The following is a 26,483-nucleotide window of genomic DNA, read 5'->3' on the forward strand; positions in this document are numbered from 1 at the left end:
TTGTCCGCTGAACTTTTATCAAACTTAATAAATAATCAATAAAAATCTTATGAGGCTAATCACCGGACATTGAAATGCCATTTGTATTTAAGATTCCATCTGTAAAATTCCTCCATTGAACTTTGGACAATCCTACTACGGCGCAAAAAGAAATTATTCTATTTTTTATTTTCCCAAGAAAATTAGTATCAAGATTAGGAGTTTCATTGCGCCCGTAAACTGCAGCTGACAGAATATTACCTCGACGGTTAATAACAAATGCCGATGAAGAAGTGGAAGAATAAAAGTGAGCGATTTCTGATTGTTGATTTCTGGGATGTGATGTCGGTATAAAAATGATTACAGTCCTTTCAAACTCTTCATATTCTTCAAAAAAAATATCACTTATTTTTACCCAATAATATATAGTCCCTAATTCCGGCGACGCGTAAACATTTATCCTAACGAGATCGTGTCTTGACAGCACAGATTCTTTGAATGACCCTTTCGTATTGTACAATCTGAATTTAGCAAATGACATCGCGCAATAGTCCTGCCAATGATTAATGTCTAAAAGCCTCATCTTTAACAATTGATAAGCATATTTCGCTTCTACAATATTTTCATAAACTTTTTCGCTTTCAGTATCGTGAAAGCCACCCTCAGTCTGAGCAGGAATTCCGGGAACAAGCTTGCAACTATTAATATTCTTCTTCATAATTATGGTGAATACATAGTTATGAATTCCTTCATTAATTCTCTATGACAGTAATCACAACAATAGTATAAAAAATATTATATTAAAAAAAGTCAGACTGCATCTCTGCAGTCTGACTTTTTGATATAAATTTGCTACTAACCTTCTTGTGCTGCTTCGAAATTAATTGAATTATAAGCCGACTCTGTTAAAAGAGTATCTGCTTCTTTTTCTTCTGCCAAGGTCTCCTCCAATAGTGAAGCGATCTCATCCTCGCCAAGTGTCTTTGCAAAAGCAGCCAAAGTTCCGTAGGATGCAATTTCATAGTGTTCAATCTTCTGTGATGCAGAAATTATTCCGGCATCTCTTACTGGTCCGGCTTCTGTTTCTTCCATAATACTTTCACCTTCTTTAATAAGCCCTTCCATTGCATCACATTTTTTTCCACGGTTTGATTCCCCTAGTATTTCAAAAATCTTTTCCAATCTCTGAACCTGTCCTTCAGTGACCGCAACATGTTCCTCAATTGCTGCAATCAATTTAGGTTCTGAAGCATTCTTCGCCATTTTAGGCAGTGCTTTCACCAATGCTCTTTCTGCATAAACGATGTCTTTTAGTTCATCGATAAATAGTTCCTTCAAGCCCTCCGCAGCTGAAGATTTTGCCTTGACTTTTCCTGTCGTGTTTTTGTTTTCTGTCGTTTTCATAATATATGCAATTTTGGTTTATAATGAAACAGTATATACAAATACGAGACCTTATTACATTTAATTGATACCACATTTTTAGATTTTCACATCATTAGTACACAATTTGTATTATTTAGTAAAAAACGATGAATAACGCATACCACTACTGCACAGCAGTTTTATTATTACTATGGGCTTCTTCTGTCTGCAATGGACAAGAGAAAAAAGATGATCAATTTTCAATTTTCAATCCGGTTCCAAAAGAGCTTATGCGGGATATGGAGACAGACCGTCCTGATGTTACCGAATCTCCAATAACAGTTGATGCAGGACATTTTCAACTCGAGACAGATCTTGTTAAGTGGGTCAAAGAACAAAGCGAAGAAAAACAAGCACATACTTTATTGATCAATCAAATGAACCTTAAGATCGGCATTACAGAAAATACAGCTATACAGCTTGGTTATCAAACCTACGGAATAGAAAAGAAAAAAGAAATAGGTTCCGGTATTAAGGAAATGAGTCAGGGGCATGGAGATCTGACTTTTCGCATTAAACAAAATCTAATTGGTAATGATAAAGGAAATTTTGCTTTAGCCATACTTCCCTACTTAAAATTTCCGATCTCGAAATATGAAGACGACAGCCGACTTGAGGCAGGTATCATCGTTCCCATGTCGTATAAACTTCCTGGAGATTGGAAGTTAGGGTTTCAGTTAGAACTAGACAGGCTAAAAGATCAGGATCAGCAGGCAATGCATACCGAATTTTTGCAGACGATCACTCTTAGTCATTCCATAATAAAAAATATTGACGGCATTGCAGAAACTTATTATACTTACGATTTTAAAGCGCATCAATTTTCAAATTTTATTAATGCCGCCATACAGATCGAGGTCGTAAAAGATTTTAAATTGGATGCTGGGTTAAATTACGGTTTGCAACATACTGCAGATAAACACTATTTTTTAGGAGCTTCCTACCGTCTATAGTTGGTAATTAAATAAATTAATTTATAAGCGGAAGATACTTGGATGAAATTACCAGCTGAATATTATACCAATACCAACGTAGCTTTTTTAGCACAGGATCTTTTAGGAAAAATACTTTTTACCGACCTTGACGGAAGCATAACAGCAGGTATCATCGTGGAGACCGAAGCCTATTTCGGTATTGAAGACAAGGCATCCCATGCGTATAGAAACCGTCGTACTAAAAGAACTGAAATTATGTATAAGGAAGGCGGTCATAGTTATGTTTATTTATGCTACGGGATTCATCATTTGCTGAATATTGTCACTTCCATCGAAGATGATCCCAAATGTGTTCTTGTCAGAAGTATTGAACCTTTCTATGGTGTTGCTGAAATGGAAATGCGAAGAAAAATGTCTGCAACGAAACCGATGATATCTTCGGGGCCGGGATCTCTTACCAAAGCTTTGGGTATAAACCTTTCTTTTAACGGAGAAGACCTGACTAAAAACCGTATCTGGATTGAAGATCACGGATTTGACTATATGCCATACCAAATTTCAATGGCTCCCCGGATAGGAATTGATTATGCAGAAGAACATGCGCTTTTGCCTCTGCGATTTTTTGTAAATGATTCGAAATATATTATGAGGAAATAGGTTACATCAAATAAGATAGGACCATTGTATAAATTAAAAAAAGGCGATTAGCTTATGATACCTAACCGCCGCACAATTAATAAATCATTTAGGCAGCGGTATCAGGCGTGCATGCTGTATTGCAAACTTCTTTGAGGGAACAGATGTACTGTCTGTCAGTTCTGAAAATTTGGCATTCATCACCCAGATTTTATCATCTGCTTTGGTTGCTGTAGATGGATACGTAAAACGATCGGCGACCAATGTAGAAGCAGATAATTTAGCAGAATGCCAATTATCGTTTGAAGTCAGTTCATATATTTTATCGCTCCCACCATTTTGTACAACTACTAGTTTTTGACTTCCTGTTAAAAGTAAACCATCACCATTCATAAGAAACTGCTCTGTCAATACTTTGGAAACCTTTTTAGGATCATCAATATTTATTTTATAAATTGTTCCAGTTCCGCTGCTTACCGAAAGCAGGTAACCTGATGGATGCCACACAATTCCGTTTAATCCTATACCTTCGGTTTTAAAAAGTTGATGATCTGCAAAAACTGAGGCTTTACCTTGTGGAGTCACTTTGTAGATAACATTAGCGAAACTGTCGGTGATATATGCATTATTTTGATTATCAAATGTGAGATCATTAGGAAAATGGAGCCCCGAAACGAGACCAGCCAGATTAATATCATCAGTTTTTTTGCCTGTATTAATATCAATACCTATTAACCTTGCCATTTTTTTCCTTGTTTCAAGTGATGTGAATTTGCTGTAATTTGCATCACCGATGCACACAAAAATCCGTTTACCGTCAGGATGTACTTTCATTCCGTAGCTGGATTTAAATGAAGGATCATTTATAAGCACACTGTAACTTCCATCAAGTGTAACTTTACCAATGCCGCCAAGTCTTGCCGAAGAAACAAAATAATTTCTAGAAATACTGTCGAAAGCAATACCCTCCGGGTAAGCCTCAGGAGCATTAAACTCAATTCGCGCTGTGGGCTGATCCGGAACTGCTGTTGCGCATCCCACAAAAAGTGCAGCCATTATTTTTTTTTTCATAACTATTTATTTTGTTTAATGCTATATAAAACTCCGTTGGCGTCATCTGATATATAAACCGTGCCGTTTGGGGCAATGGCAATTCCTGCAGGTCTTCCAAATCGTGTTTTCCCTTTTAAAAAGCCGGTTAGGAAATCTTCTGCACCAATAGGTTTGCCGTTTGAATACTTAATACGCTGAACTTTAAATCCTACAGGTCTGCTGCGGTTCCACGATCCATGCCAGTTTATTAAAGCATCTCCGCTAAATGTTGATCCAGCTGGAAAAAACTGATATCCGATCGGTGCCATGTGTGCCTGAAATTCCATCGTAGACGGTTCTGTATTTTCTACCAGTTTCTCTTTGCTGTCTCCGGCAGGATCTTCCCGGGTACGGTCTACTTCCCTTTTCCCATAGGCAAAAGGATAACCGTAATTTTTTCCTTCTTTGATCAAATTCAGTTCTTCAGGTGGCCAGTCATCACCCTTCGCATCTCCACCATTATCGATTCCCCATAAATCTTTTGTTTGTGGATGCCAATCGAAACCAATCATATTTCGAAGACCTGAAGCAAAAATAGTTCGCTTCCAGGTTACCGGATCTACCTGTACCAAAGAAGCTGCCTCTCGATCGCTCTCCTTACAGTCATTACATAAAGTTCCTATTGATATATAGAGTTTTCCATCCGGACCGAAGTCCATGGTACGGTTCGGGTGTTGACCAGCACTGGGCATATCATTAAACAACATTTTTTTATCCCACAAAGTTCCGTCTGCATTCATTCTATATTGGCGAAGCTCATTGTTATTGCATAATTAAAGAAGACCATCCTTCATGGTAATTCCGTGAACGCCTTTAAATTCTGCAACCACCGTTTTAATATCATCAAAAACACCGTCATTATTGGTGTCTTTTAAAAGGAGTACATCTCCGGTATCCCGTCGCGTGATATACATATTGCCGGATGATGTATAATAAAGCATACGAGGTTTGCCAAGTCCAGATGCTGCAACAGAAACCTTCCACCCTTCAGGAACCTTTAACAGATTGACCATTTCAGGAATAAAATCGAGATGCTCTGGATAATTGGTCGTGTGGGTAATCGTGACGACATCTTTCGGAGGAATTCCTCTTTGCGCCGTCACCTGCGAAAATGCTAAAGCTGCGAAGACAAAAATAGTTCTGAGAATAGTTTTACTGTTCATATTTTTTAGGTTTAAATAATCAAAATAAGACCTGCAGTAAATCCATAAATGTTTTATTTCATAAGCATATATCATTATAGAATACGCGTTACAAAAGTTATATTTTCTGCTTTGGTGTTTAGTAAATTTACCAAACAAATTAATATAAGTATTATGACTTGAGTCACAACAACTTGAAAATCAGATTAATAAATCTCTAAAACTTTGTCCTTCATTCATTACGGTATGTAGAATTTTTATGTGATGATTGCGACTGCAAAGCTTTACGGTGCCCCTTATTATCTGATAAAAATATCTGGACTTATCTCCTTCATGAAATATAATCTCTCCGGATTTGTAATGCTTTAACTCCGCACCCGCAGACAGCAGGAATTTTGTATTGATTAGCATATTATATTTTTTTTATATTGGTATGTATGCTTTTATGAGAATTTATTTCAAATACTTGATACCTTAGCACCTGTAAAATCACCTGAAATCGTTATATATCGATAAACTTCCTCTTTTGGTCTGCATCCGGCAAAAAACATTTTTGCGAAGAAATTTTCATCCTGTTTTCAGAAACTTTGTCGTATAAATAGTCGCTTACAAATCTTGGCATTATACGCCCGAGTCCTAATAATGAGTAAGCACCGCCTAAAAGTGTAGCAATTTTTAAAACCGCGCGTGATTATATTAAATATTTGGTGTCTGGCTTAAGAAGATATAAAGTATTGAACTGCGTTGTACTTAATTTCTTTTTTGTTAAAAATCGCTGTCCTGCTTCAGACTGCAAAGAAGCGAATAAAAATCGGTCTTTCTTATCCCTTTCAAGAATCCATTGTACCCAAAAATTACACACTCCACAATATCCATCAAAAAAAACAATATATTTGTTATCCTAATCTAACTGCATAATAGAATTTTTATATTAATATTCTGCTAAAATGTATTTGTAAAGATTACAATCCATGGATTAAGCTCACAGTTTAAATATAATCCTTAATTATTTATTTGGTGTATTCAAAGCTAAGTGTTCAGGCATTGAATAAATATGACCCAAGTCACAAGAAAGCGATTCAAAGGATGAGATCTGATAAAAATCCGGAGCATGTGTAACTTCACTTGGCTAGCAGAAGATAAAATCAAATTACCTGCCGTCCCGACAGATAATTTGACATCTATTTATGATCAACACTCTCACTCAATCTCAAGGCATTACTGAAATTTTTTAATGCCTGCTGTGCATCAACATTAATTTCCCGGCCTAAAGTAGTAGGATCATATATATCATATATTCCGCTATGATGCCAGTGACTAAGATTATCCCAGTCCGGTCGATCTATGAAAGGATAAATGCAGCAACCCAACAGAGGAATTCCAGACTGCAGCAACCTACAACAATCTGTAGCAACAGAGTCAATCCATTTTTTGCGGTCTTCTCCGGGATGGCTGGTTTCGGATATGATGATTGGTCTTCCGTATTTGACAAATACATTTTCAATCTGGGTTTGCAAAGATTTATATGTAGGATGGGGTGGATTATCTGTCCATAACAAAACTTCATGAGTTTCGTTAATCCACTGATTATTGTAATAATAATTAACTCCTATTAAATCCAAATATTCAGGTTTACCTCGAAGTTCCGGACAAATAGCTCCCGACAGGATATCATGTACCTGAAACTGTTCTATATTTCTTTTATCTGCTTTCAATATATCTAAAGGATCCTGACTATTGCTTACAATATTAATAAGTGGCTCGGTAACCATAATTCTGAGAGATGAATCTATCATTTTCATCATTTCAATGCCTTCAATATATGCTTTCATCAGAGCATATTTTACTTCCCATCCTTGCCCTATGCAGTAAGGAGAAGTTCCCCTCACATCTCCTCCAAGCCACGAAATGAAACTGACCTCATTGATAGGTGTTACAATTAATGGCTGATTAATGGGAATAATGCTTCTGGCTTTCTTTACGAACTCACTACAGAGGTGACTAAACCTACGGGCAAACATCGGATGCAACGGCGTAAGATCATCTGGATACCCAAAATGACAGATATCCCAAATGACCTGAATGCCTTTTTCCTGCGAAACCCTAATTATATTTTCGACTTCAGTCCAGTCGTATTGATAAGGTATAGTTTCCACACTGCTCCAACGAATTCCTTCCCGCACTGTTTTTATATGGAATTTTGATAATAGTTCATAATCATCTGCTAAGTAAATATCATGTCCAGAAGCTCTGTATAGATCCACTCTATCACCAAAAGCATTCTGATGGTCGGCACATTCGAAACCTGCCATCAAAAAGCTATCAAAAGGATTTATTTTTTTATCAAAAAAATATTCTCTATACATGGACTTCGCTTTTCATAATTTTACGAAATAATGCCAGAGACTGCGCTACTACCTGATCCATATTGTAATATTTGTAGGTTCCAAGTCGACCCGTAAAATAAACGTTTTCAGTTTCTTCTGCTAATTTCTTATACTGATTGTAAATTTCCTGATTCTGTTTTCTCGGAATTGGATAATATGGATCTCCTTCTGCTGTAGGATATTCATACACAAGAGTTGTTTTATCTGATTTTTGACCCGTCAGATATTTAAATTCTGTGATTCTTGTATACAGATTAGACATCGGATAGTTGACGGTTCCTGTCGGCTGGTAAGTTTCTTGATGTAAAGTTTCAAACCTGAAATCAATGGAACGGTAAGGCAGTTTTCCGTAACAGTAATCAAAATAACAATCAATTGGCCCGGTATAAATGATTCTTTCGAAAGGAATGAGTTCTACGATATCTCTGAAATCGGTCTGAAGCATAATACTGATATTCGGATGTGAAAGCATTTTGGTAAACATTGCGGTGTATCCATGTTTTGGCATGGCCTGAAAAGTATCGGTAAAGTACCGGTCGTCACAATTCGTACGGGTTGGAACACGCGCTGTTACGGATGCATCAAGTTCAGACGGATCCAGATCCCACTGTTTTTTGGTATATCCTTTAAAAAACTTTTCGTAAAGTTCTTTACCAACAGCGTTTACGACTACATCTTCTGAAGTGAGAACTGGCTTTCTGTTTTCGCATCTTGCTTCAAGAAATTCTGTAACCTCATCGGATGAAAGGTTTACTCCATATAACTTATTAATTGTCGTTAAGTTTATTGGAATGGGCACCAAACAACCGTCAACACTTCCCAATACACGATGTTCGTACGGACGCCACTCTGTAAATCGGCTAAGGTATCTGAACACCTCCTCAGAATTGGTGTGAAAAATATGAGGCCCGTATTTATGAACCAAGATACCTTCTTCGTTATAATAATCGTAAGCATTTCCGCCAATATGGTTTCTTTTGTCTATGATTAAAACCTTTTTTCCTTCTTCTGCAAGACGTTCTGCCAACACAGCTCCTGCAAATCCGCAGCCAACGATTAAAAAGTTATACATGGTTGATGTGTTTAATTAGATTGTTCATTTTCACTTTATTAATCAATGTATTCATCTTATCATATGTATTGTCCCACGATTCATCTTCCAGAAAATGGTCAACCGTACGCAACCAATAATCTTTATCTTCATCTATAAGAATACTTTCAGCTTCTGTGATGAAAGATTCAGCATCATCAATAATCTTGATTAATGCCGCATTCCCATAAGGATAAACGACATCCCGAATGGCTGTTGAAATAACTGGTTTTCCAGCTGCAAGATATTCAGGTGTCTTGGTTGGGCTTATAAATTCGGTAGATTCATTAAGTGCAAACAGCAATAATGCAATATCCCAATGAGAAATATATGACGGAAGTTCAGCATACGTTTTTGGACCAAGATAATGGATATTGGGTGCTTTTGGAAGTATTTCAGGATCTATTTTAACAACAGGCCCAATCATAACAAACTGCCATTCTGGACGGTGGAAGGCAACATTCCTTAAAAGGTCGGTATCAAACCTTTCATCGATGACTCCAAAAAATCCCATTCTTGGATAACCAATGGATGCTTGATCTTGGGGATCATCGAGAATACCTCGTGCCTGCTCAAAATGTGATTTATCGATACTGCTCGGCATGGAATGAATATTTTGATGCCTATGCTTTTTTGCGTTGTATAGCGAATTTCCGCCAGTAAAAACGACATCTGCTTTTCTGAATAACTCTTCCTCAAGCTGTAAGAGCTGAGGCGGAGCAAACCTGAATGCAGATAACTCATCCATAGAATCATAAATAATAACTTCAGGTTTAAGAGCATAAGTAAACTGCAGTGCCATTGGAGTATAGTACCAAACCAGATAAGTATTGATCTCATATTCCTGGAGAACCTGACTGACAAGCCCCTGAAGTTTTTCCTTAGCCATATCATCAAAATTGCTTACAATCAGTTCAACAATGTAAACATTATCCTGAATATTAATAATATATCGGTCGCAATCTCCTATTTTAGGCTCTTCAAAATAAAAAACCTGATATTCTTTGGAAAATCTGGTAAGAAGATGCTGAGGTCGCTGATAGACAAAATTCCACGAAAGGTGGCTGAAACATAATAAATAGTCCATATATTAATGTGATTTAGTTAAGAACAATTTAGACAAAGAAATTGTTTACATATTATGACCTTAATCACACTCAACAATATATAATTGGATGTAGTTTCGTATATAAAAAAGGAGAATATTCCATCGAATATCCTCCGTCACACTACTATCAAATTATAATCACTATCCAAAACTATTAAATAGTTCTCTTTTAATATATGATTGTAATCATGGAAGTAATTTGGAGAGTCTCGTATCATGCCATACTCTATTCTGAATACATAGCACCAAAAAAAAGTCAGCTAATGGATTTTATATTAACATTTTGAAAAACATGCCAGATCAGATACGTAAATGTTTATCTAAATACAAATTTGAACCTTTACAATAAGCACTAACGTTACACTAAGTCTTTACTTCTTCAGATCATAAACTAAAGATACAAAGCAACCATGCCAGAATATAATTGAATTAATTTTAATATCTATGATCAACATCATAACATTTTTTTACACTTTGTCCCTAAGTTTGGAATTGCCAAATCAAACCATATGAAAAAGTTAGCATTAGTATTCGGGGCACTATTTCTTGTAGCTGCCTGTAAAAAATCAGAAACTCAGTACACCGACCACGAAAACAAAAGGCAAACCGTCAACGATCGAAAATCTGATACGATTAAAACCCTCTATGAAGTATCAGACACTTTACATTCGGGAAGCGATAATGCTGATCGGAAAAGCGATAATGAATAGTTGTTATGGAGCCAAAGGGAAAGTTGTGATCATCTGCCATGATTTAATAGAAGAAATGATAGTAAATGCCAAATCAATTGTAACAGTAAGTTTTTTGAAAATTTACTATTGTGCATGAAAGATTACCTTGAGATTATTTCTCCTGAAAAAATGATAATCTGACTAAAATTATATTTCAGAACTCTTAAAGGACATATACATGTCCTTAAGATGCACTATTGAACCTAATACTAGCGAAAGTATCAAGCCACAGGTTTTTGAATAATTTAAATTTTAAAGCAGAAATAATATTAATTAACTATAACACTTAAAAAATGATGCCCAAAGGAAGAATAATCATTATCGGCGGCAAAGAAGATAAAGACGGAAGCGATCTGGAAATGAAGCAAAAAAACAATAATTTTTCACCAAAAGAAATTCTTAGGCTTTTAGTAAATTCTAAAGAAGACCGTATTGAGGTGATCACTACTGCTACATCTGATCCCGAAGATATGAAAGAAACGTATGGTAAAACTTTTAAGGAAATAGGATACTCAAATTTTGACTTTCTGGATATATGTGACGATCAGGTTCATTCCGATTTTCATTTTCAGCGGATAAAAAATGCGAAAACTATATTTTTTACAGGTGGAGACCAGGAAAGAATCTGCAAAGCATTAGAACAGTCAGTAATCACAGATTTATTGAAAGATAAATATAAAAATGAACAAGGTTTTACGATTGCGGGAACAAGTGCAGGTGCAATGTGCATACCTAAAGTCGTAATTCTCGAAGCCGTGAACGGTGAAGCTATTTTAGAACATGATATTGAGCTTTACAACGGATTAGGATTTCTTGAAAATTGTATTGTCGACACTCATTTTGTGCACCGCGCGAGATTTGGGAGACTTGCCCATGCTGTGATTCTTAACAGTGAATGTTGGGGAATAGGCTTAGGAGAAGATACAGCGCTTGTCATTGAAGGCGGTCATCTTGCAACTTGCAGAGGTTCCGGAATGGTCTGGATGCTCGATCCTGAAAATATCAGGCAGACAAATATTGAAACAGTACAAAAAGGCTTCCCAATTTACGTCGAAAATTTAAAAGTTCATATTCTAACAGACAATTGTAAAATAGACCTCAGCAAAAATATTTTTCTCGGAACAGAAACTGGAGAAAAGTAATGTACCAGAAGACCACCGGTGTTCATTTTTATTAAAAAAATTGAACCCTTCCTAGTATAGAAGAGTCCAATTAGTAAACCTCTATTGTGATAAATAATCATATCAAAAGTAATATTATATTTTTCTAGCTTTTATGACGTGATTCATAAAGGAGATGATAAATTTTTTTTAAAAGAACGCATCTTCGTTATGACTGACAAGATTGAAAATTTGGTTATAATCGTCACTTATGAGATTAGTCATAAAAATTACTATAAATTTTAGTTTATCTTTAAACATCACCAAATTATACGATATGAATGCACGAAAAAATTTAAATCTCACTTTAAAAATCTGGAGACAGAAAAACTCAAAAACAAAAGGGAAATTTGAAATCTACAAAGTATCTGATATTTCCACAGATTCATCATTTCTTGAAATGCTTGATATACTCAATGAGCAGCTTATCGCCCAAGAAAATGAACCAATAGCCTTCGACCACGATTGTCGGGAAGGAATCTGCGGAATGTGTTCTCTCTACATTAATGGTCGCGCTCACGGTCCAGATACCGGAATTACGACCTGTCAGCTCCATATGAGAATGTTTACTGATGGGCAAACTATTGTCATTGAGCCTTGGCGAAGTGTTGCTTTCCCCGTGATTAAAGATTTGATCACCGACCGCAGTTCATTTGACAGAATTATGGCTGCAGGCGGATTTATTTCTATTAATACTTCGGGAAATACTTTAGATGCCAATGCGATTGCTGTTCCCAAAGAAGATGCAGATAAGGCAATGGACGCCGCTGCATGTATAAGCTGCGGAGCCTGTGTTGCCTGTTGCCCTAATGGTGCTGCGATGCTTTTTGTAGGTGCTAAAGTTTCACATTTTGCATTGCTCCCACAAGGAAAAGTTGAAGCTAAAAGAAGAGTGCTCAATATGGTAAAAGCAATGGATGACGAAGGATTTGGAAATTGCTCTGTTATCGGTGCCTGTGAAGTAGAATGCCCAAAAAATATATCACTTGATAACATTGCAAGAATGAACCGGGAATACATGAATGCCTGGATAACTACAAAATAATCAGCCGATGATTTTGGTTACAGGAGCTACAGGAATTTTAGGACGAGTTATTGTTCTTGAGCTTACGAAAAGGAAAAACGGTTTATGCTGCAAAGCGATCTTCAAGTGACACCGAAGACGTTAAAAAATCCTTTATATATTATACCAGAGATGGCGAAATGCTTTTCGGCAAAATTCATTGGATTGATTTAGAATTAAATGATTTTAGAAGTATTGAAAAAAAGCTCATCGGAATCGAAGAAATATACCACTGTGCGGCAAAAGTAAGTTATGACCCGAAGGATGAGGATGAAATCAGTAAGATTAATATTGAAGGAACAAAAAACATACTGAAAGCAGCCATACAAGCAAACATTACGAAATTTCTATATGTAAGTTCTGCCGCTATTTTCACTACTAAGAAGGATCAAATCATCAGTGAAAATTCAGAATATATCAATTTAAAAAAGGCAACGCTCTATGCTGCTGCAAAGTATAAGGCAGAGCTGATGGTTTTAAAAGCAGTCAAAACTGGACTTAGAACCATAATGATCTACCCGGGAATGATTATAGGAAGTGGAAATTGGGATGACAGTAGCGGTCAGCTTTTAACACAATTGATTAATAGCAAGTACACCTATTCCGGCGGAACTGGTTGTGTTGATGTTAGAGATGTTGCTAAGATAGCGATTGCTTTGATGGAGAAAAATAAATTTGGAGAACGCTTCATTTTGGTATCTGAAAACAAAAAATATGTAGAATTACATCAATTTATAAATAAAAATATTAATAAACTAGATCCCTTTATCCTTTCAAAAAACATATTGTTGATTGGTCGTTTTTCTAGAATATTTTTAGGCAGACTATTTCCAGAACTCAGAATGTTGACGAAACCCAATATAGAGTTTCTGACTTCTTTTCCAAAGCATTCCAATAAAAAACTGATGAATGAATTACAATATGATTTTATTCCGATGGAGGAAAGTATTGATTTTCATATCGGAAACTACTTGAATGAAATCAATAAGATAGATTAGCGATACCATTCATAATATTTATCACACATGGAAAATCGATAATCTTCTAAAATTATAAAAATATTACCTACTCTAGCACTCCAATCTTACGATAAAAAAATTTCAGCAATTCCAACAATTAGACAAAATCAATCTTATAAATTACTGTCTATATAAAAATTTTTCGTTTGATGATTTTTAACTCACCATTTTTCTCCAATTCCTTTATGTTTCGGATAACTGTTTCGACACTTATACCTATCATATTAGCAATTTCCTGACGAGTAAAAGGAATTTCGTACGGAAGTGAACCGGGGTAATATTTAAATTCCTTGTAAAGTTTTAAAAAGGCAAGTATCTTTTGACTAGGTGCCAATGATGCTATTGCATACATCATAATATTCTTATAGCGCATCCGCGCAGCCATTATTTGCAATAGATTAAACTGTGCATCGGGGTATTTATGGATTATCTGCAAGAACTTATTTCTGGACAAACGAAAAACAACAGTATTTTTTCTTGCGATAGCGGTGTAAGAAAAAGGGTGGTTGGATAGAAGAAATTCCTCGCCTAGACTGTCCCCTTTATATGCATATGCATGGGTAAATTATGCACCAGAAAAAGAGTTTACCAATTTAACACTGCCACTTTTGATTTGGTAGTAATGATCAGATTGTGAACCTTCATGAAAAACTATTTCATCTGCTGCTATTGTTAGCTCTTCACTTTCATACGATAAAAGGAGTTTAACATCAATAACCATATACTATTTTTGGCATTAATAGTGAATAATAATCTTACTTATTGTTAATTCATTTAAGTTACTTTTGGCCCGAATTTCAAAGTGTAAAAACACCGCATCATAACTCTAGGAAGATAATTGATCATAGTACGCTATATTCTTGTAGTATCTATTATAGTCGTAGTTTTCAGATGTAACAACTTTCTTTCCTCTTTGAAATTTAGAATTTCCTCTATACGTCTTTTTTTATAACCTTGATTGTTTCTAGCATCTAGGTATACGCAAGTTCGTATACTTTCTTTAAAAGTAGGTATTTGCTATTCTTTCCAATAATTGTTTGCATGTTTGTAATTTGGTTTAGATGTAGCGTTATTCAGTCTACAATTGTTAAATTTTTCCGTATAAAATTTCTTTGCAGCCGCTTCTGCTAAGAGATAAATTGACTGTGGACTTCTAAGTCTTTCGAACAATAGGATAACTGTTGTTTAAGATAGAACAATCTGCTCAAATTCAGTTTTATTATTTAATGTTCTCAAAGCTATGTTTTAAATTTTGTCGTGCTCATGACTCAGATCATAATGATAAATAATTATTTCAAATGCTTTGATTTTAGTCCGTAGCAACAATGCTGGGAAAGACTTTACAGACGTGCAATTAATCTAATATTTCGCATTATTTCGTAGACATCAGCTCCTATCAACTAATCATATTTACCAATTGATAATCGAAATCCTCTGTCCACTCCCCTTCTAAGTCTTTATGGATTCTAAAAATCCCCTTAATTTTCGCCATTTACATTAATGATCATTTCTGCTGATGCAGTGAGAATTTCAGATAAGGTCAGATATCCTCCATTTCTATGTGGAAATGTAAATTTTGTTGTTGCAGTTGCTTTAGGCTTCTGTAATTTCTCAATACGATTTTTTCGTCGACTCAGTGATCAGGTAGTTTTTGTTTACCAAGTTCCAATCTTAAACACTTTAAAATCGAATCGGTATAATATAGCTGTGCATTCACAGATTCGGTCCCGCAAAGCAGATCAAGTTTTTCACTAATCAGTATTTTCCCATGATATGCGATTGAAAAATAGGCAAATAGTTTACCGCCTGATTTTTCGACCGGGGTAGCATATCCAGTAATCGCAATGGACCAATCGGTTTTATATATTTTCGCTACGTTTAAAGCCATCGTCTCAGCAATATTGCTTGAAACACAATCGCAGTAATAGGCTTCGTCCTGATCTACTTTCAGAAGGCTAACCTTTTCTTCCAAAGTGTAGACAGTCATTCCTCCTCTATAGAATTGCGAGGCATCTTTTATTTGAGAAAAGGAAAACTGAATAAAGCCGGAAGTCACACTTTCTGCAGTAGAAATGGATTCACCAGCACACAAAAGATGCATTCCTATGTACGTAAATAGATCGTCCCGTTCGACAATAAACTGAGATAGTGTCTTCGAAGCCGGTGCATCGGGATAAACAGTATTGTTTGAACTTTCATTCATTATCATGCATAATTTAATTGTTGTTTCTTATTTCTAGTGTTAAGCAAGCTTTTTTTCAGACAACTTCTAAATCCGTGAATGTTCTATGCAACTGATCGGATTACGCTTCGCTAAAAAACTTCCATATTAACCAATTACCTGTTTTCTCATCTGAAGAGATGAGGTCATCAAGCTGTACGTCTTCATTAGAATCCTATTTTGAACCTTCTGAATACGAAAAATCATGAGAAAAGTCACAATCGTCGTACAGATGTTAATAAAAATCTTCAAGGTTGCTGCGCCATGAAATACAAGAGCCATAATATTTATCAAAAAGCTGGTCCCAATAAATGCAGTTAAATATTTGACGAAACATGTAGTAAGGTCTGTCAACCTTTTAAAATTTTTTTTCATATTCTTAAGAAGTAATAAAGACTGGCTGTGATCTGGACCTAAGTTACAATAAACCACAAAAATAGGGTGTGATTTCAATCATAGACAGAGTTGAAATTTACCAGGTATATTCTTTCGAAAGCACTTTGCCATTTCAGCATGTTGAACGCAACGGATAGCATTGTAAAGGCTGTCAATTTCAGGTTGCCATCTTAAACTTATGTAATTTAAAATGGATATTTAATGATCACCGAATTCGGATAATTCAATTAATAAAATGCATTTAAAAAAATTACTATATAAACATTGACAAATTCGAAGTCTTCTAAAAGCAGTACAGAAGCTAGAAAATTCCTAACCGCATCGATGTGATAAGCTGCATAATAAATTAGTCAAATCAATCAGCAGTAAAGTACGTTCATTGAAGTTTTACCAAACCTGCTCCCCGCTACAAGTTATCAAGACATTAAAAATAAAGTTAAAACATTATTATAAGAAACTACTAAGTAAATGGTTTGAGCCATTGAAGTTAAATGCAATCTCCATATGATACAAATCAACCGTTGCAAATTATCTCTTCAATTATTACTATGAAACTTACGTTACTCCTCAAAATAATTCATATAAAATACCCCTAAAAAATATGGGCGTTTCAAGTGTTTTATCTAATAGCGGCTAAACATTATTGAGGCAACTACTATTCATCTTTGCTCCTGTTAAAACCAATGTTCTGGTCGATTTTTCCTCCTGACTCCTTAAATTCCGTGAAAGCATCTGCTAATGCCTGCAACTCTTCATCCAAACCAGGTGCAAATTTCTCAGGACGCTCAGGTGCCTGCGGTATTGGAAAAGATTCTCGAGGTTTTTTAAGCGTGGTAAGTTGCGTACCATCGTTAAATGGAGATGGGCCGCTAAAAATTTGTTCCATTAATGATCCGTCCATTCGAAAAGTATACTGCTCTCGATGTAGACCCAGATCCATAAGCCTTTTTACTTCGGGAAATTGTGAAGAATCAAATTTCGATACTGGTAATGCTTTGGCCCAGTCGACGCCCAGTGTTTCTAAAGCTTTTGCGAAAGCTGCTTGGTGAGCTTCATCACGAACAATAAGAAAAGCCACAGTTGCACGTAAGGTTTTGTTTGTGATCATCTGATAAATCCTGCATTTGTGAATTCTTCCGGTAGCTTCTAATACTAGATTATCCATCAGATCAAGAACAAGATTTCCATGATTGTGCACATAACTACCGCTCCAAGGATTTCCGGCAGCATCAACAGGCAGAGCTGCTTGAGGACCTACAATATAATGATGCGGATTTTGCTGTTCCTTCGCCATATCAAGATCAGCGCTTCCTCCTTTGCTGGGAGTTTCATATTTGCCTCCTTAATATCTCGGAGAACCGTCTAATAATTGCGAAATGGTTTTGGTAATAAGTTCTAGGTGAGAAATTTCCTCAATACCAGCGCCTTGAATTAAATCCATATACGGTGTTGCCTTTCCACGGAAGTTAAAACTTTGAAACAAGTACTGCAATATTGTGCGCATTTCACCGAACTGTCCGCCTAAACCTTCCTGTAGGGCATTGGCCGCCGATGGATCCGGTTTATCGGGTACAATGGGGTTGATTAAATTTTGTGAATGGTAAAATATAAAATATTATTTTTTAGTTATCATTTACATCAGCTAAGATTATGCAAATCATAGTCACTTCAAAAATACAACGCATTATAAATTAACACGTTAAGATCTAAATCATAAAGAGAACATTTCATAAAGCGGACAGTGCTGTTCTGCTTTTAAAACAAGATTGTAATATTAAGGAACATCAGAACCTGCTCCTAAGTAAAATTCAGCTGCACTTTGTTGTCGCCTTAAATATCACGACAATCCAATTGCTGTAAAAAGTACAGAAAATTTCATCTATATGCTGTAAATCATAACCTGACAAGTTATTCGATTGTACATTTAGAAAAAACTTTACTGACCTATATAACCTTGATATCTATGAATATACGTATTCCTTACGAAATGATAATACACAGCCAATAGTTGCTTCACAATTACTAAAAATTGAATGCTCTTAAATCAATTTAAGTAATCCTAGCCCAAATAGTACCAGATGCAATTTCTTATGCCATATAATATTGAGTTTCAAATCTACACCATAAATCTATACATATGAAAAACAAAGATCATGAAGTTATTATCATCGGAGGAAGCTTTTCAGGTCTTTCCGCAGCACTGACGCTTGGCCGTATGTTAAGAAAAGTCTTAATTATTGACTATGCACAACCCTGTAACCGAAATGCGAGATCGTCACAAAATTTTCTTACAAACGATGGCGAGAGCCCGCTGGCAATAATAGAGACGGCAAGAACAAAATTATCTAAATATTCCAACGTTAAACTAATATATGACCTTGCGGTCTCTATAGAAAAACGAGAAGATGGCTTTAAGGTTACTACAATGGCTAAAGAAATATTTAGAGCAAGTAAGTTAATATACGCCACCGGTATAAAGGATCATTTACCGAGTATTGACGGCTTTCATTCCTGTTGGGGAATTTCCGCGATTCATTGCCCTTACTGCCATGGTTACGAATATCGCGGTAAGCGGACTGCAATCTTAGCTAACGGAGAAGCTGCCATAAATATGACAGCGATTGTTAAGAATTTAACCAATGAAGTTATAATTCTGACAGACGGCCCAGCAGAATTAGATCAAAAACAGCTAAACCTGTTAAAAAAGAATAATGTGCCGATTATCGAGACATCTGTTGAAAAATTGGTGCACAATAAAGGGCAAATAGAGGCTGTCAATTTTACGGATGGTCATCAAATAAAAATTGACGTCCTTTACAATTCTCCCGCTTGTGCTCAACATTCTGTATTGACAAATTTCTTAGCAATCGAGCTTACCAATAATGGACTCATTAAGGTTGATCATTCGCAACAAACTACTGTTCCGGGCATATACGCCTGTGGCGACAATTGCACAGCGATGCGTACAATTTCCCAAGCTATTTTTACCGGCAATCTTGCAGCCGCAAAGGTAAATACAGAATTGACAGACGAAAATTTTTATAGCATATAATCCATTTAAATAATACAATAATGCATTCTAAGTATGCTCTAAGTCATAATCTAATTGTGTTAACAACAATAACTTTGCATACACCAAAAGAAATATTTATGAAATTTATTATAACATCAATAATTGTTGTCACTTTCACAGTGAGCAGCTGCAAAAAAGACAAATCCACTAACGCTTCAAATAATAGTGATTCGGTATCTGCCTCTGACAACAAAAGCATTCCCACTAATAACTCTTCGTCAATATCAACAGATAGTTTGAATAAGCAATCTCAGAACGCTGCAATTCAGAACATCCCGTCTGCAGATTCGGCGCAAAGAACCGAAAGCAATTCGCAAGCAACCAAAAGATAGAATGGAATCTCTTAAAGGAGTACATGAGTTCTGCAAAGAATGGCTTAAAAGAGGTTAGTTCTTTACCCTTCAGAGAGCCTTTATTAAAAAACCTTGATCCAGTACAATATATATATTCTTATTTCGAATAATAATCCTGTTTACAGTGTAAAACAGTTCATCAGTATTGTTATCAACTTTTAAGAAAATATTTATTCTCATAACAATTATTGATATGGTCAAAAATGAAATCAGAATAATGCGTGGCCCAAACATGTGGTCATGCGTTCACCATCGTCTTCTTATTATTAAATACGAGCCTTCTGCATTGACGCAAGTAGACAATAAAAAGCGACAGGCGATCATGGATTACTTTCTTTCCAATTATCGGATTGAGCCCTACTGTAATGAATTCGGACTCTGCTTGTTGGATTATACCGTGAACCTTGCTGCAATTTTACAAGGATCATCCGTTTATCATCATATAACTGAGCCGGCGCCTGGCATATTTTACGGAGTGTTTGAGTATAAGCTCGAAGAAGTCGGTATGGAATCTTTAAGATTGGTGCAGGAAATTATTCAGGCGCTTTGCGAGGATAAGATTACTATCACATTTTTTGAGGCTCTGCAAAAGGTTAATACAGTTCATCTGAAGTATAACGAAGGTCCAACAACTTCCATGATCATTGATGCTGCAAGAAAAAGGAATATTCCAGTAAATACTGGTCCTGCTGGATTTACCATATTGGGACACGGAAAAATCAGAAAAAGATCAGTGCAGCGATTTCCAAACTGACATCATGCATCCCAGTGGACATTCCCTGCGATAAAGATTACACGAAGAAATTTCTTGAAAGTGCTTATTTACCAGTTGCCGATGGCAGATTGGCAAAAGAAGAGCACGAACTCTCATTGAATCTGAAAAAAAACACTATTGGTCTTAAAATTGTAAATTATAGCTAGATAACAATTCACAAAACATTCAACATATTTTTACTATGTCTTTAGCAGAAAATACAGAAATCCGTGGCGGGCAGGGGCAGGTTTTGGATCCCGAAACATACCGCGACTCAATCGGTACGATGGAACAGTCGGGAAAAAGAAAATGGGTTTTCCCTAAAAAACCAAAAGGAAAATACACCAATTACAGGACGATTGTTGCTTATATTCTTTTAGCTATTTATCTTATTGTTCCTTTTATTAAGATTAATGGCAATCCTTTTCTGTTGCTGAATGTGATTGACAGAGAGTTTTTCATAGCCGGACAGCCTTTTTATCCTCAGGATTTCTTTTTGCTGACCTTAGGAGCTATTGTAGGATTGGTGTGCATCATCATATTTACGATTGCTTTCGGCAGAATTTTTTGTGGCTGGATCTGTCCGCAAACCATTTTCCTTGAAAGTGTTTTCAGAAAGATAGAATTTGCTATAGAAGGTGACCGAAATAAACAGATGAAACTCGACCGACAAGAATGGAATGCCGAAAAAATCTGGAAAAAATCATTAAAATGGACGATCTTCTTTTTACTGTCATTAGTTTTCACGCACTTTATGATGATGGTAATCGTTGGTTACGAAGAAGTTTTCAAAACTGTTGCTGAAGGCCCGTTTGCACATCCAACGAATTTTATTGTAATCATGCTTTTTACAGCTGCTTTTTACTTTGTTTTTGCATGGTTCAGAGAGCAGGTATGTACTTTGGTTTGTCCTTATGGAAGATTGCAGGGAGTTTTAATTGATAAAGAAACCATCAATGTTTTTTATGATTACAAGCGTGGCGAAAACAGAGCAAAATGGAGAAAAGGTGAAGACCGTAGAGCGGTAGGAAAAGGCGATTGTATAGATTGCTTTCAATGTGTGGTGGTTTGCCCGACCGGAATTGACATCAGAGACGGTCAACAGCTTGAATGTGTAAATTGTACAGCATGTATTGATGCCTGTGATGAGGTGATGGTGAAGGTAGGTCTACCGAAAGGTTTGATACGATACGCTTCTGAAAAAGAAATTGAAACTGAAAAACCAACCCAATTTACCGGAAGAATGAAAGCTTTCATGATTTTGTTGGTTGCACTGCAAATGTTTTTAGGCTTTCTAATCTACAATCGTGGTGACCTGGAAGCCAAATTCATCAAACCGGCCGGAAGTACATTTTTCGTACGGGACGGGCTTATCACAAATACCTATAGCTATACTTTTCTGAATAAGTCAAACGATAAAAAAACACTTACCATAAAAGTGATTGAGCCTGCTCATGGTGAAATTATTTACAGCGGTTCAAGCAAAATTACGGTAGAAAAAGATAAGATCGCAAAAGGAACGATCAGCATTACTTTCCCGGAAAAAGAAATGAATCTTTCTAAACAAAATATCACAATCGGAGTTTATGATCTGAAAGGAAATCTTGTAGATTCTTATGATACATACTTTGAAGGACCGTTTAACTTACAGTTTTAAGATCAAACTTAATTATTAATTACTCAAATTTCACCAGTCCATTTACGAGACATTTCCATTGGATTTTTGAAAATCCGACCATTCCCCCGATTGCAATCAGCAAATTTCGGAGGCTGTTGAAAAAACCTGATTTCAGGTTGGGGTATTCATTTCTTCCGTAAATTCCAGCTTTTAAAATATTATTTTGTTTTGAAACAATAAATGTTGATGTTGCGGCATTTGAATAAAAGTGAGCAATTTTCCTAGTATTCTTTTTTTTCGGATCAGTGGATGGTCTGCACTGGATCATTAACCGATCAGAAAAATCGGCATCGATCATGATGATCTGAACCCAGTCGAAAGATCTTCCTTCGCTTCCTCCGGGACCAGGAATATCAATTCTGATATAATCTCCTGTTTTTGGTAATCGCTCAACCATTTCTCCTGAAGCATCATAAAGTTTAAAATCGGTTGTGCTTTCCGGGCAATATCTTCTCCAGTTGTTAATTGCAAAAAGCCGTTGTTTCAATACATTGTATTTCGCTTCTATTTCTTCATTTTTTTCTATTTCAACCGTACTTTCCGTATCGTGAAAGCTTCCTTTAAAATGCTGGGGAACTCCGGGAATATTTTTAGGTTTCATGTCATCAATATAAATGTTAAAAATTAAGGAGTTTCATCATTCGGCATATCAACAGGTTTAGATTCTGGTGAACCTTTTTCTCTCAGCCAGATCGACAAAACCACCAACGAGAAAACTGCCAGAAATTCGCTCTGCCAGTTTTGTAAAGACTCAAACCAGAATCGGGATTCCGAAAGATAATCGTACCACCGTAGCGGAGATTCACCTTTCATTATTTTTTCTGTATTTTCATCTTTAAAGCTTCCATAGAAATGTAGCACAAAGCTCGTGAGAAACAAAATTGCAAATGCTGAAGATAAGGAATGTTTATAAATTTTAAGATAAATCCCTCCCTTTTTTACAGGCCATGGAGCATTGGGATGAGGTTTGGGTTCTTTATCAACCTCTTCAGGTTCTGTTAGTGATTTTGATTCACTGGAACCTTTCTGCCTTAATGAAATTGTAAGAAGTACATACAGCATCATCTGAAGAAATTCACTTTCCCAGTTTTCGAATGTTGCCTGTATAAAATGTCCGCTTTTAAAGTAATCACTAAAGCTCAAAGAAGGTTGCCCCAATTCCGTCAGTTCTTTATTTTCTGTTTTAAAACCAGTAAAAAACTGACCAATCAGGCATAAAACCATCAAACCGAATAAGATAATTCCTAAACTGTTGTTATGGAAAAAACCTGTTTTAAATATTTTCTTCTTCTCCATTTTCATTAAATCGTATTCTCTGTAAACCTTCAGTAGACGGCGCGGTAAGCAATCTTCCGTTTACCGCAAACCTTGAACCGTGACATGGGCAATCCCAGCTTTTTTCTGCACTATTCCAATGTACATCGCAATACGTATGCGGACAGGTACTTTTCAGAATATGCGTTTTACCCTCGGTTTCTTTATAAATTGCATATGATTCGCCTTCGTATTTCACTACTTTTGCTTCACCGTCATTCAGTTCTGCTAGACTGTTTATTTTTTCTTTAAATAATTTATCTTTCACAAAGTCTGCTGCAGAGCTTGAATTTTCTTTTATGAAACTAGCAAACCCTGCCACAGGTTTGATTCTTCCGGGATCGAAAAGCTTTTCGTATTTGCTTGTATGTTCTATAATTAAATCTGAGATTACCTGAGAACTGATGGTTCCGAAAATCATTCCGTTGCCACGAAAACCTGTTGCAGCGTAAATATTTCCTTTGCTTCCAGGAAGTTTTCCGATGTATGGCATTCCGTCGACCGGTTCGTAATATTGGCTAGACCAGCTATAAGCTGATGCACCCACATTAAAATATTCTCTTATATAATTTTCAAGGTTCGAAAAACATTTTCCGGTATCTTTTTCATGGCCGGTTTTGTGATCTTCACCACCGGCAATCAGTAGTTTTTTGCCGTCAATAAGCTGTGTTCTGTAATATCGGTAAGGATCATAAAGATCATACATCAAGTCTTCAGAATATTTGTTTTCCTCAATTTCGAAAGCGATGGCATAACTTCGGTAAGGTGCCGCCATCATATGAAGAACATTCACACCGGGCGGAATGTGGGTTGCGTACACTAAATTTTTAGCTTTAAACAAACCTTTTGAAGTTTCTACCGATACTTGGTCATTTTCTTCAGAATGGCTTAAAGCGGTACAATCTTCCAAAATTATTCCGCCTAAAGCAATGAAAACTTCCGCAAGATTTTTGATATATTTTATCGGATGGAACTGTGCCTGATCCGGAACCGAAGCAACACTTACAAATGAAACCGGAAACGAAACTCCGTTGCAGAATTTCATTTCTATACCCACCTTTTCTGAACCTTCGATCATTTTTTCCAGCTTTTTATTCTGTTTTTCGTCCAAAGCAAAAATATAGCATGTTTTTTTCTCAAAATCGCAGTCGATATTATGCTCAGAAATATTATTCTGAATAATTTGTATGGCTTCTTTTCCGACCTCAGCTAAAAGTTTTGCGTTCTCTTCACCGAAATCACTGATCGCTTCATCGAAAGTAGTATCGAAAAACGTATTGAGGTGAGCGGTTGTTCCGCCCGTTGTTCCGAAACCTATGTTGGAAGCTTCTATCAACAGACACTTTTGACCTCGCTTTTGCAATTGCAATGCTGTGGAAAGTCCGGTAATTCCGCCACCTACAATAATAACATCGAATATTTTATCATTTATAATCTGATCATCTGAAGAAAATCTTTTAATTTCTTCCTGCCAGATACTTTTTCTTGCTCCGTCTCTAAACATCTTTCTATTTTTTTAATTTTTAAACTAAATTTAATCTTCATCAGAAGGCTTCTGCATTTCGCTCATTCGGTATGCAGCCATACTGTCTGATGCAAGGTTCGTCATAGCAACGGTAAGTTTATTTCTCAATCCGGAAATAATTTTATCATCCCCATTCATTAAAGCTTTAAACCCATCTTCAGCAACTTCTTCCGGTGTAGAAAAGTTTTCTTTGTCTTCCATTATTTTGCTGCGGTTCATGTCGGCTTTGTTGAAAAAATCGGTATCTGTAGGCCCCGGAAGCAGTGCGGTTACCGTAATTCCTGTATCTTTCAGCTCTTCACGGATTGCTTCAGACCATGAAAGAATAAAAGCTTTTGTCCCATGATATACAGAATGCCACGGGCCGGGTGCTTTGCTCGCAATGGATGCGAGATTCAAGATCTTTCCCGAGTTTTGAGGAAGGCGATCTTTCAGAAATAATTTGGTTAAAATCAAAACTGAAGCGATATTTAAATTCACAATATCGATTTCACGGTGAATTTCGGTATCCTGAAATTTCCCATATAAACCCTGTCCTGCGTCGTTAACGAGAATTTCAGGACTGATATTGCTTTGTTTCAAATCGGCATATAATGAATAAGCATCTTCAGTATTGAATAAGTTTTTTGCCAACGTAATGACATTAATTCCAAAATGTTTAAATTCATTTGCACGATCTCTAAGTGCATCATGATTACGCCCGACAATGACAAGGTTGTAACCTTCTTTAGCTAAACGTTTCGCCAGTTCGTAACCTATGCCGCTGCTTGCACCGGTAATCAGTGCGTATTTGTTATTATGATCCATAGGTATCTGTTTTAAATTTTAAAAACATAAAAAGCCACACGACAAAGTCTGCCGTATGGCTGTATGAAAATTAATCTTCCTGCTCTGCTTCGAAATTGATGTACGTTTCGGCGATTTCAGTAAGATTGTAATCTGTATCTTCTTCTTCCTCGAGTGTTCTCTCCAGAAGGTCTGCAGCTTTATCGTGCCCCATTGTAATGGCTAACTGTACAAGACCACCGTATGTTGCGATCTCGTAATGCTCTACTTTTTGGGCAGCAATAATCAGGGCGGCGTCACGAGTCATAGTACCTTCTTCTGTAGATTTGATGACTTCCTGACCTTCTTTGATAATTCCTTCAATGGCATCACATTTTTTCTTTTCCGGCGTTTCACCGATCGACTTGAATACTTTTTCGAGTCTGCTGATGTGTTTTTTAGTCTGCAGCTGATGATCTTCGAAGGCATCTTTAAGTTCTTCGGTCGTGGCCGCTTCCTGCATGTTTTCGAGAGCTTTTACAATGGCATCTTCAGCGTAATAAATATCTTTTAAAGCATCCACAAAAAATTTGTGCAACGGCGCGTTTTTCATTTCGCTTTTTTCTACGGTTGCATT

General features: G+C 36.3%; 29 protein-coding genes and 3 pseudogenes. 11 read left to right on the forward strand and 21 right to left on the reverse strand.

The genetic code is table 11. The annotated features are described in order from the left end of the window. Window positions 1-55 precede the first annotated feature (55 nt). Together BM371_RS06010 and BM371_RS06015 are read right to left on the reverse strand one after the other, a co-directional pair. Window positions 56-697, reverse strand: a complete 642-nt coding sequence (locus BM371_RS06010; protein ID WP_034672410.1) for a hypothetical protein — start codon at window positions 695-697, stop codon at window positions 56-58. 137 nt (window positions 698-834) lie between these two features. Further along, window positions 835-1,383: a YciE/YciF ferroxidase family protein gene (locus BM371_RS06015; RefSeq protein ID WP_034672411.1), complete on the reverse strand. Its 549-nt coding sequence runs from the start codon at window positions 1,381-1,383 to the stop codon at window positions 835-837. Between the two features lie 128 nt (window positions 1,384-1,511). Here BM371_RS06015 and BM371_RS06020 point away from each other — a divergent pair, with 128 nt between their 5' ends. Both BM371_RS06020 and BM371_RS06025 read left to right on the forward strand, forming a co-directional pair. Next, a complete protein-coding gene (locus BM371_RS06020) occupies window positions 1,512-2,357 on the forward strand; it encodes a transporter (protein WP_051882483.1) in 846 nt (281 codons plus the stop codon). A gap of 42 nt (window positions 2,358-2,399) precedes the next feature. Next, window positions 2,400-2,996 carry a DNA-3-methyladenine glycosylase gene (locus BM371_RS06025; RefSeq protein ID WP_034672413.1) on the forward strand — a complete coding sequence of 199 codons (597 nt, stop codon included), beginning with the start codon at window positions 2,400-2,402 and terminating at the stop codon, window positions 2,994-2,996. A gap of 84 nt (window positions 2,997-3,080) precedes the next feature. Here the strand turns inward: BM371_RS06025 and BM371_RS06030 are convergent, their stop codons facing one another. The 8 genes and pseudogenes from BM371_RS06030 to BM371_RS06060 form a co-directional block, all read right to left on the reverse strand. Further along, window positions 3,081-4,046, reverse strand: a complete 966-nt coding sequence (locus tag BM371_RS06030; RefSeq protein ID WP_034672416.1) for a gluconolaconase — start codon at window positions 4,044-4,046, stop codon at window positions 3,081-3,083. Window positions 4,047-4,048: 2 nt separating this feature from the next. Beyond that, window positions 4,049-4,816 (reverse strand): annotated as a pseudogene (locus BM371_RS20650) (PQQ-dependent sugar dehydrogenase); the annotation flags it as partial. A gap of 24 nt (window positions 4,817-4,840) precedes the next feature. Beyond that, complete coding sequence (locus tag BM371_RS20655; RefSeq protein WP_228376688.1) at window positions 4,841-5,230, reverse strand: hypothetical protein; 390 nt, start codon at window positions 5,228-5,230, stop codon at window positions 4,841-4,843. A gap of 180 nt (window positions 5,231-5,410) precedes the next feature. After that, a complete protein-coding gene (locus BM371_RS20955) occupies window positions 5,411-5,620 on the reverse strand; it encodes a cyclic nucleotide-binding domain-containing protein (protein WP_074958556.1) in 210 nt (69 codons plus the stop codon). A 280-nt stretch (window positions 5,621-5,900) separates the two neighbouring features. Further along, window positions 5,901-6,098 (reverse strand): thiol-disulfide oxidoreductase DCC family protein, encoded by a 198-nt coding sequence (locus BM371_RS20960; RefSeq protein ID WP_228376753.1) that lies wholly within the window; start codon window positions 6,096-6,098, stop codon window positions 5,901-5,903. Between the two features lie 292 nt (window positions 6,099-6,390). Further along, window positions 6,391-7,575: a hypothetical protein gene (locus BM371_RS06050; protein WP_034672417.1), complete on the reverse strand. Its 1,185-nt coding sequence runs from the start codon at window positions 7,573-7,575 to the stop codon at window positions 6,391-6,393. Continuing rightward, on the reverse strand, window positions 7,568-8,668 hold the full coding sequence (gene glf, locus BM371_RS06055; RefSeq protein ID WP_034672420.1) for a UDP-galactopyranose mutase: 1,101 nt from the start codon (window positions 8,666-8,668) through the stop codon (window positions 7,568-7,570). Before glf ends, BM371_RS06050 begins: the two co-directional genes overlap by 8 nt. Continuing rightward, entirely contained in the window at window positions 8,661-9,773 is a 1,113-nt protein-coding gene (locus BM371_RS06060) for a glycosyltransferase family 1 protein (protein ID WP_034672421.1), read from the reverse strand. Before BM371_RS06060 ends, glf begins: the two co-directional genes overlap by 8 nt. Before the next feature lie 530 nt (window positions 9,774-10,303). Here BM371_RS06060 and BM371_RS06065 point away from each other — a divergent pair. The 4 genes from BM371_RS06065 to BM371_RS06080 all read left to right on the forward strand — a co-directional run bounded on the left by BM371_RS06065 (window position 10,304) and on the right by BM371_RS06080 (window position 13,746). After that, window positions 10,304-10,504, forward strand: coding sequence for a putative periplasmic lipoprotein (locus tag BM371_RS06065; protein ID WP_034672422.1), 201 nt, complete (start codon window positions 10,304-10,306; stop codon window positions 10,502-10,504). 314 nt (window positions 10,505-10,818) lie between these two features. After that, window positions 10,819-11,667, forward strand: a complete 849-nt coding sequence (locus tag BM371_RS06070) for a cyanophycinase (RefSeq protein ID WP_034672423.1) — start codon at window positions 10,819-10,821, stop codon at window positions 11,665-11,667. Window positions 11,668-11,962: 295 nt separating this feature from the next. Next, the gene (locus BM371_RS06075; protein ID WP_034672424.1) at window positions 11,963-12,730 is read left to right on the forward strand and encodes a succinate dehydrogenase/fumarate reductase iron-sulfur subunit; all 768 of its coding nucleotides are present in this window, start codon (window positions 11,963-11,965) and stop codon (window positions 12,728-12,730) included. Between the two features lie 56 nt (window positions 12,731-12,786). Next, window positions 12,787-13,746: an NAD-dependent epimerase/dehydratase family protein gene (locus BM371_RS06080; RefSeq protein ID WP_051882485.1), complete on the forward strand. Its 960-nt coding sequence runs from the start codon at window positions 12,787-12,789 to the stop codon at window positions 13,744-13,746. A 148-nt stretch (window positions 13,747-13,894) separates the two neighbouring features. Here BM371_RS06080 and BM371_RS20965 read toward each other — a convergent pair whose 3' ends face one another. The 6 genes and pseudogenes from BM371_RS20965 to BM371_RS06100 all read right to left on the reverse strand — a co-directional run bounded on the left by BM371_RS20965 (window position 13,895) and on the right by BM371_RS06100 (window position 17,993). Beyond that, window positions 13,895-14,152 carry a Crp/Fnr family transcriptional regulator gene (locus BM371_RS20965; protein WP_034672426.1) on the reverse strand — a complete coding sequence of 86 codons (258 nt, stop codon included), beginning with the start codon at window positions 14,150-14,152 and terminating at the stop codon, window positions 13,895-13,897. Between the two features lie 42 nt (window positions 14,153-14,194). Then, window positions 14,195-14,302: pseudogene (locus BM371_RS20970) on the reverse strand (hypothetical protein); the annotation flags it as partial. Between the two features lie 30 nt (window positions 14,303-14,332). Then, window positions 14,333-14,488 (reverse strand): hypothetical protein, encoded by a 156-nt coding sequence (locus BM371_RS20500; protein WP_165571757.1) that lies wholly within the window; start codon window positions 14,486-14,488, stop codon window positions 14,333-14,335. 912 nt (window positions 14,489-15,400) lie between these two features. Then, entirely contained in the window at window positions 15,401-15,970 is a 570-nt protein-coding gene (locus BM371_RS06090; RefSeq protein ID WP_051882487.1) for a CinA family protein, read from the reverse strand. A 126-nt stretch (window positions 15,971-16,096) separates the two neighbouring features. Further along, window positions 16,097-16,363: a low affinity iron permease family protein gene (locus BM371_RS20975; protein ID WP_034672427.1), complete on the reverse strand. Its 267-nt coding sequence runs from the start codon at window positions 16,361-16,363 to the stop codon at window positions 16,097-16,099. Window positions 16,364-17,039: 676 nt separating this feature from the next. Then, a pseudogene (locus tag BM371_RS06100) lies at window positions 17,040-17,993 on the reverse strand (manganese catalase family protein). A 528-nt stretch (window positions 17,994-18,521) separates the two neighbouring features. Between BM371_RS06100 and BM371_RS06105 the strand changes: the two are divergent. The 5 genes from BM371_RS06105 (at window position 18,522) to ccoG (ending at window position 22,221) form a co-directional block, all read left to right on the forward strand. Beyond that, window positions 18,522-19,436: an NAD(P)/FAD-dependent oxidoreductase gene (locus BM371_RS06105; RefSeq protein WP_074958562.1), complete on the forward strand. Its 915-nt coding sequence runs from the start codon at window positions 18,522-18,524 to the stop codon at window positions 19,434-19,436. Between the two features lie 98 nt (window positions 19,437-19,534). Continuing rightward, window positions 19,535-19,789 (forward strand): hypothetical protein, encoded by a 255-nt coding sequence (locus tag BM371_RS06110; protein WP_074958565.1) that lies wholly within the window; start codon window positions 19,535-19,537, stop codon window positions 19,787-19,789. A gap of 496 nt (window positions 19,790-20,285) precedes the next feature. Further along, a complete protein-coding gene (locus tag BM371_RS20360; protein WP_143106483.1) occupies window positions 20,286-20,564 on the forward strand; it encodes a hypothetical protein in 279 nt (92 codons plus the stop codon). A 14-nt stretch (window positions 20,565-20,578) separates the two neighbouring features. Then, window positions 20,579-20,731 carry a hypothetical protein gene (locus tag BM371_RS20505; RefSeq protein ID WP_177225342.1) on the forward strand — a complete coding sequence of 51 codons (153 nt, stop codon included), beginning with the start codon at window positions 20,579-20,581 and terminating at the stop codon, window positions 20,729-20,731. 35 nt (window positions 20,732-20,766) lie between these two features. Then, on the forward strand, window positions 20,767-22,221 hold the full coding sequence (gene ccoG, locus BM371_RS06120; RefSeq protein WP_074958571.1) for a cytochrome c oxidase accessory protein CcoG: 1,455 nt from the start codon (window positions 20,767-20,769) through the stop codon (window positions 22,219-22,221). Between the two features lie 19 nt (window positions 22,222-22,240). Here the strand turns inward: ccoG and BM371_RS06125 are convergent, their stop codons facing one another. From BM371_RS06125 to BM371_RS06145, 5 genes are all read right to left on the reverse strand, one after another. Further along, window positions 22,241-22,843 carry a hypothetical protein gene (locus tag BM371_RS06125; protein ID WP_074958575.1) on the reverse strand — a complete coding sequence of 201 codons (603 nt, stop codon included), beginning with the start codon at window positions 22,841-22,843 and terminating at the stop codon, window positions 22,241-22,243. Window positions 22,844-22,866: 23 nt separating this feature from the next. Beyond that, window positions 22,867-23,538, reverse strand: coding sequence for a DUF6766 family protein (locus BM371_RS06130; RefSeq protein WP_074958611.1), 672 nt, complete (start codon window positions 23,536-23,538; stop codon window positions 22,867-22,869). After that, window positions 23,516-25,060 carry an FAD-dependent oxidoreductase gene (locus BM371_RS06135; protein WP_074958578.1) on the reverse strand — a complete coding sequence of 515 codons (1,545 nt, stop codon included), beginning with the start codon at window positions 25,058-25,060 and terminating at the stop codon, window positions 23,516-23,518. The genes BM371_RS06130 and BM371_RS06135 overlap by 23 nt, the downstream gene beginning before the upstream one ends. Before the next feature lie 30 nt (window positions 25,061-25,090). Beyond that, a complete protein-coding gene (locus BM371_RS06140) occupies window positions 25,091-25,888 on the reverse strand; it encodes an SDR family NAD(P)-dependent oxidoreductase (RefSeq protein WP_074958581.1) in 798 nt (265 codons plus the stop codon). Between the two features lie 70 nt (window positions 25,889-25,958). After that, window positions 25,959-26,483 (reverse strand): ferritin-like domain-containing protein (locus BM371_RS06145; protein WP_143106484.1); only part of this gene is annotated, 525 nt, incomplete at its 5' end.

Origin of the sequence: Chryseobacterium formosense (assembly GCF_900116415.1) — a bacterium.
Lineage (GTDB): Bacteria > Bacteroidota > Bacteroidia > Flavobacteriales > Weeksellaceae > Chryseobacterium > Chryseobacterium formosense.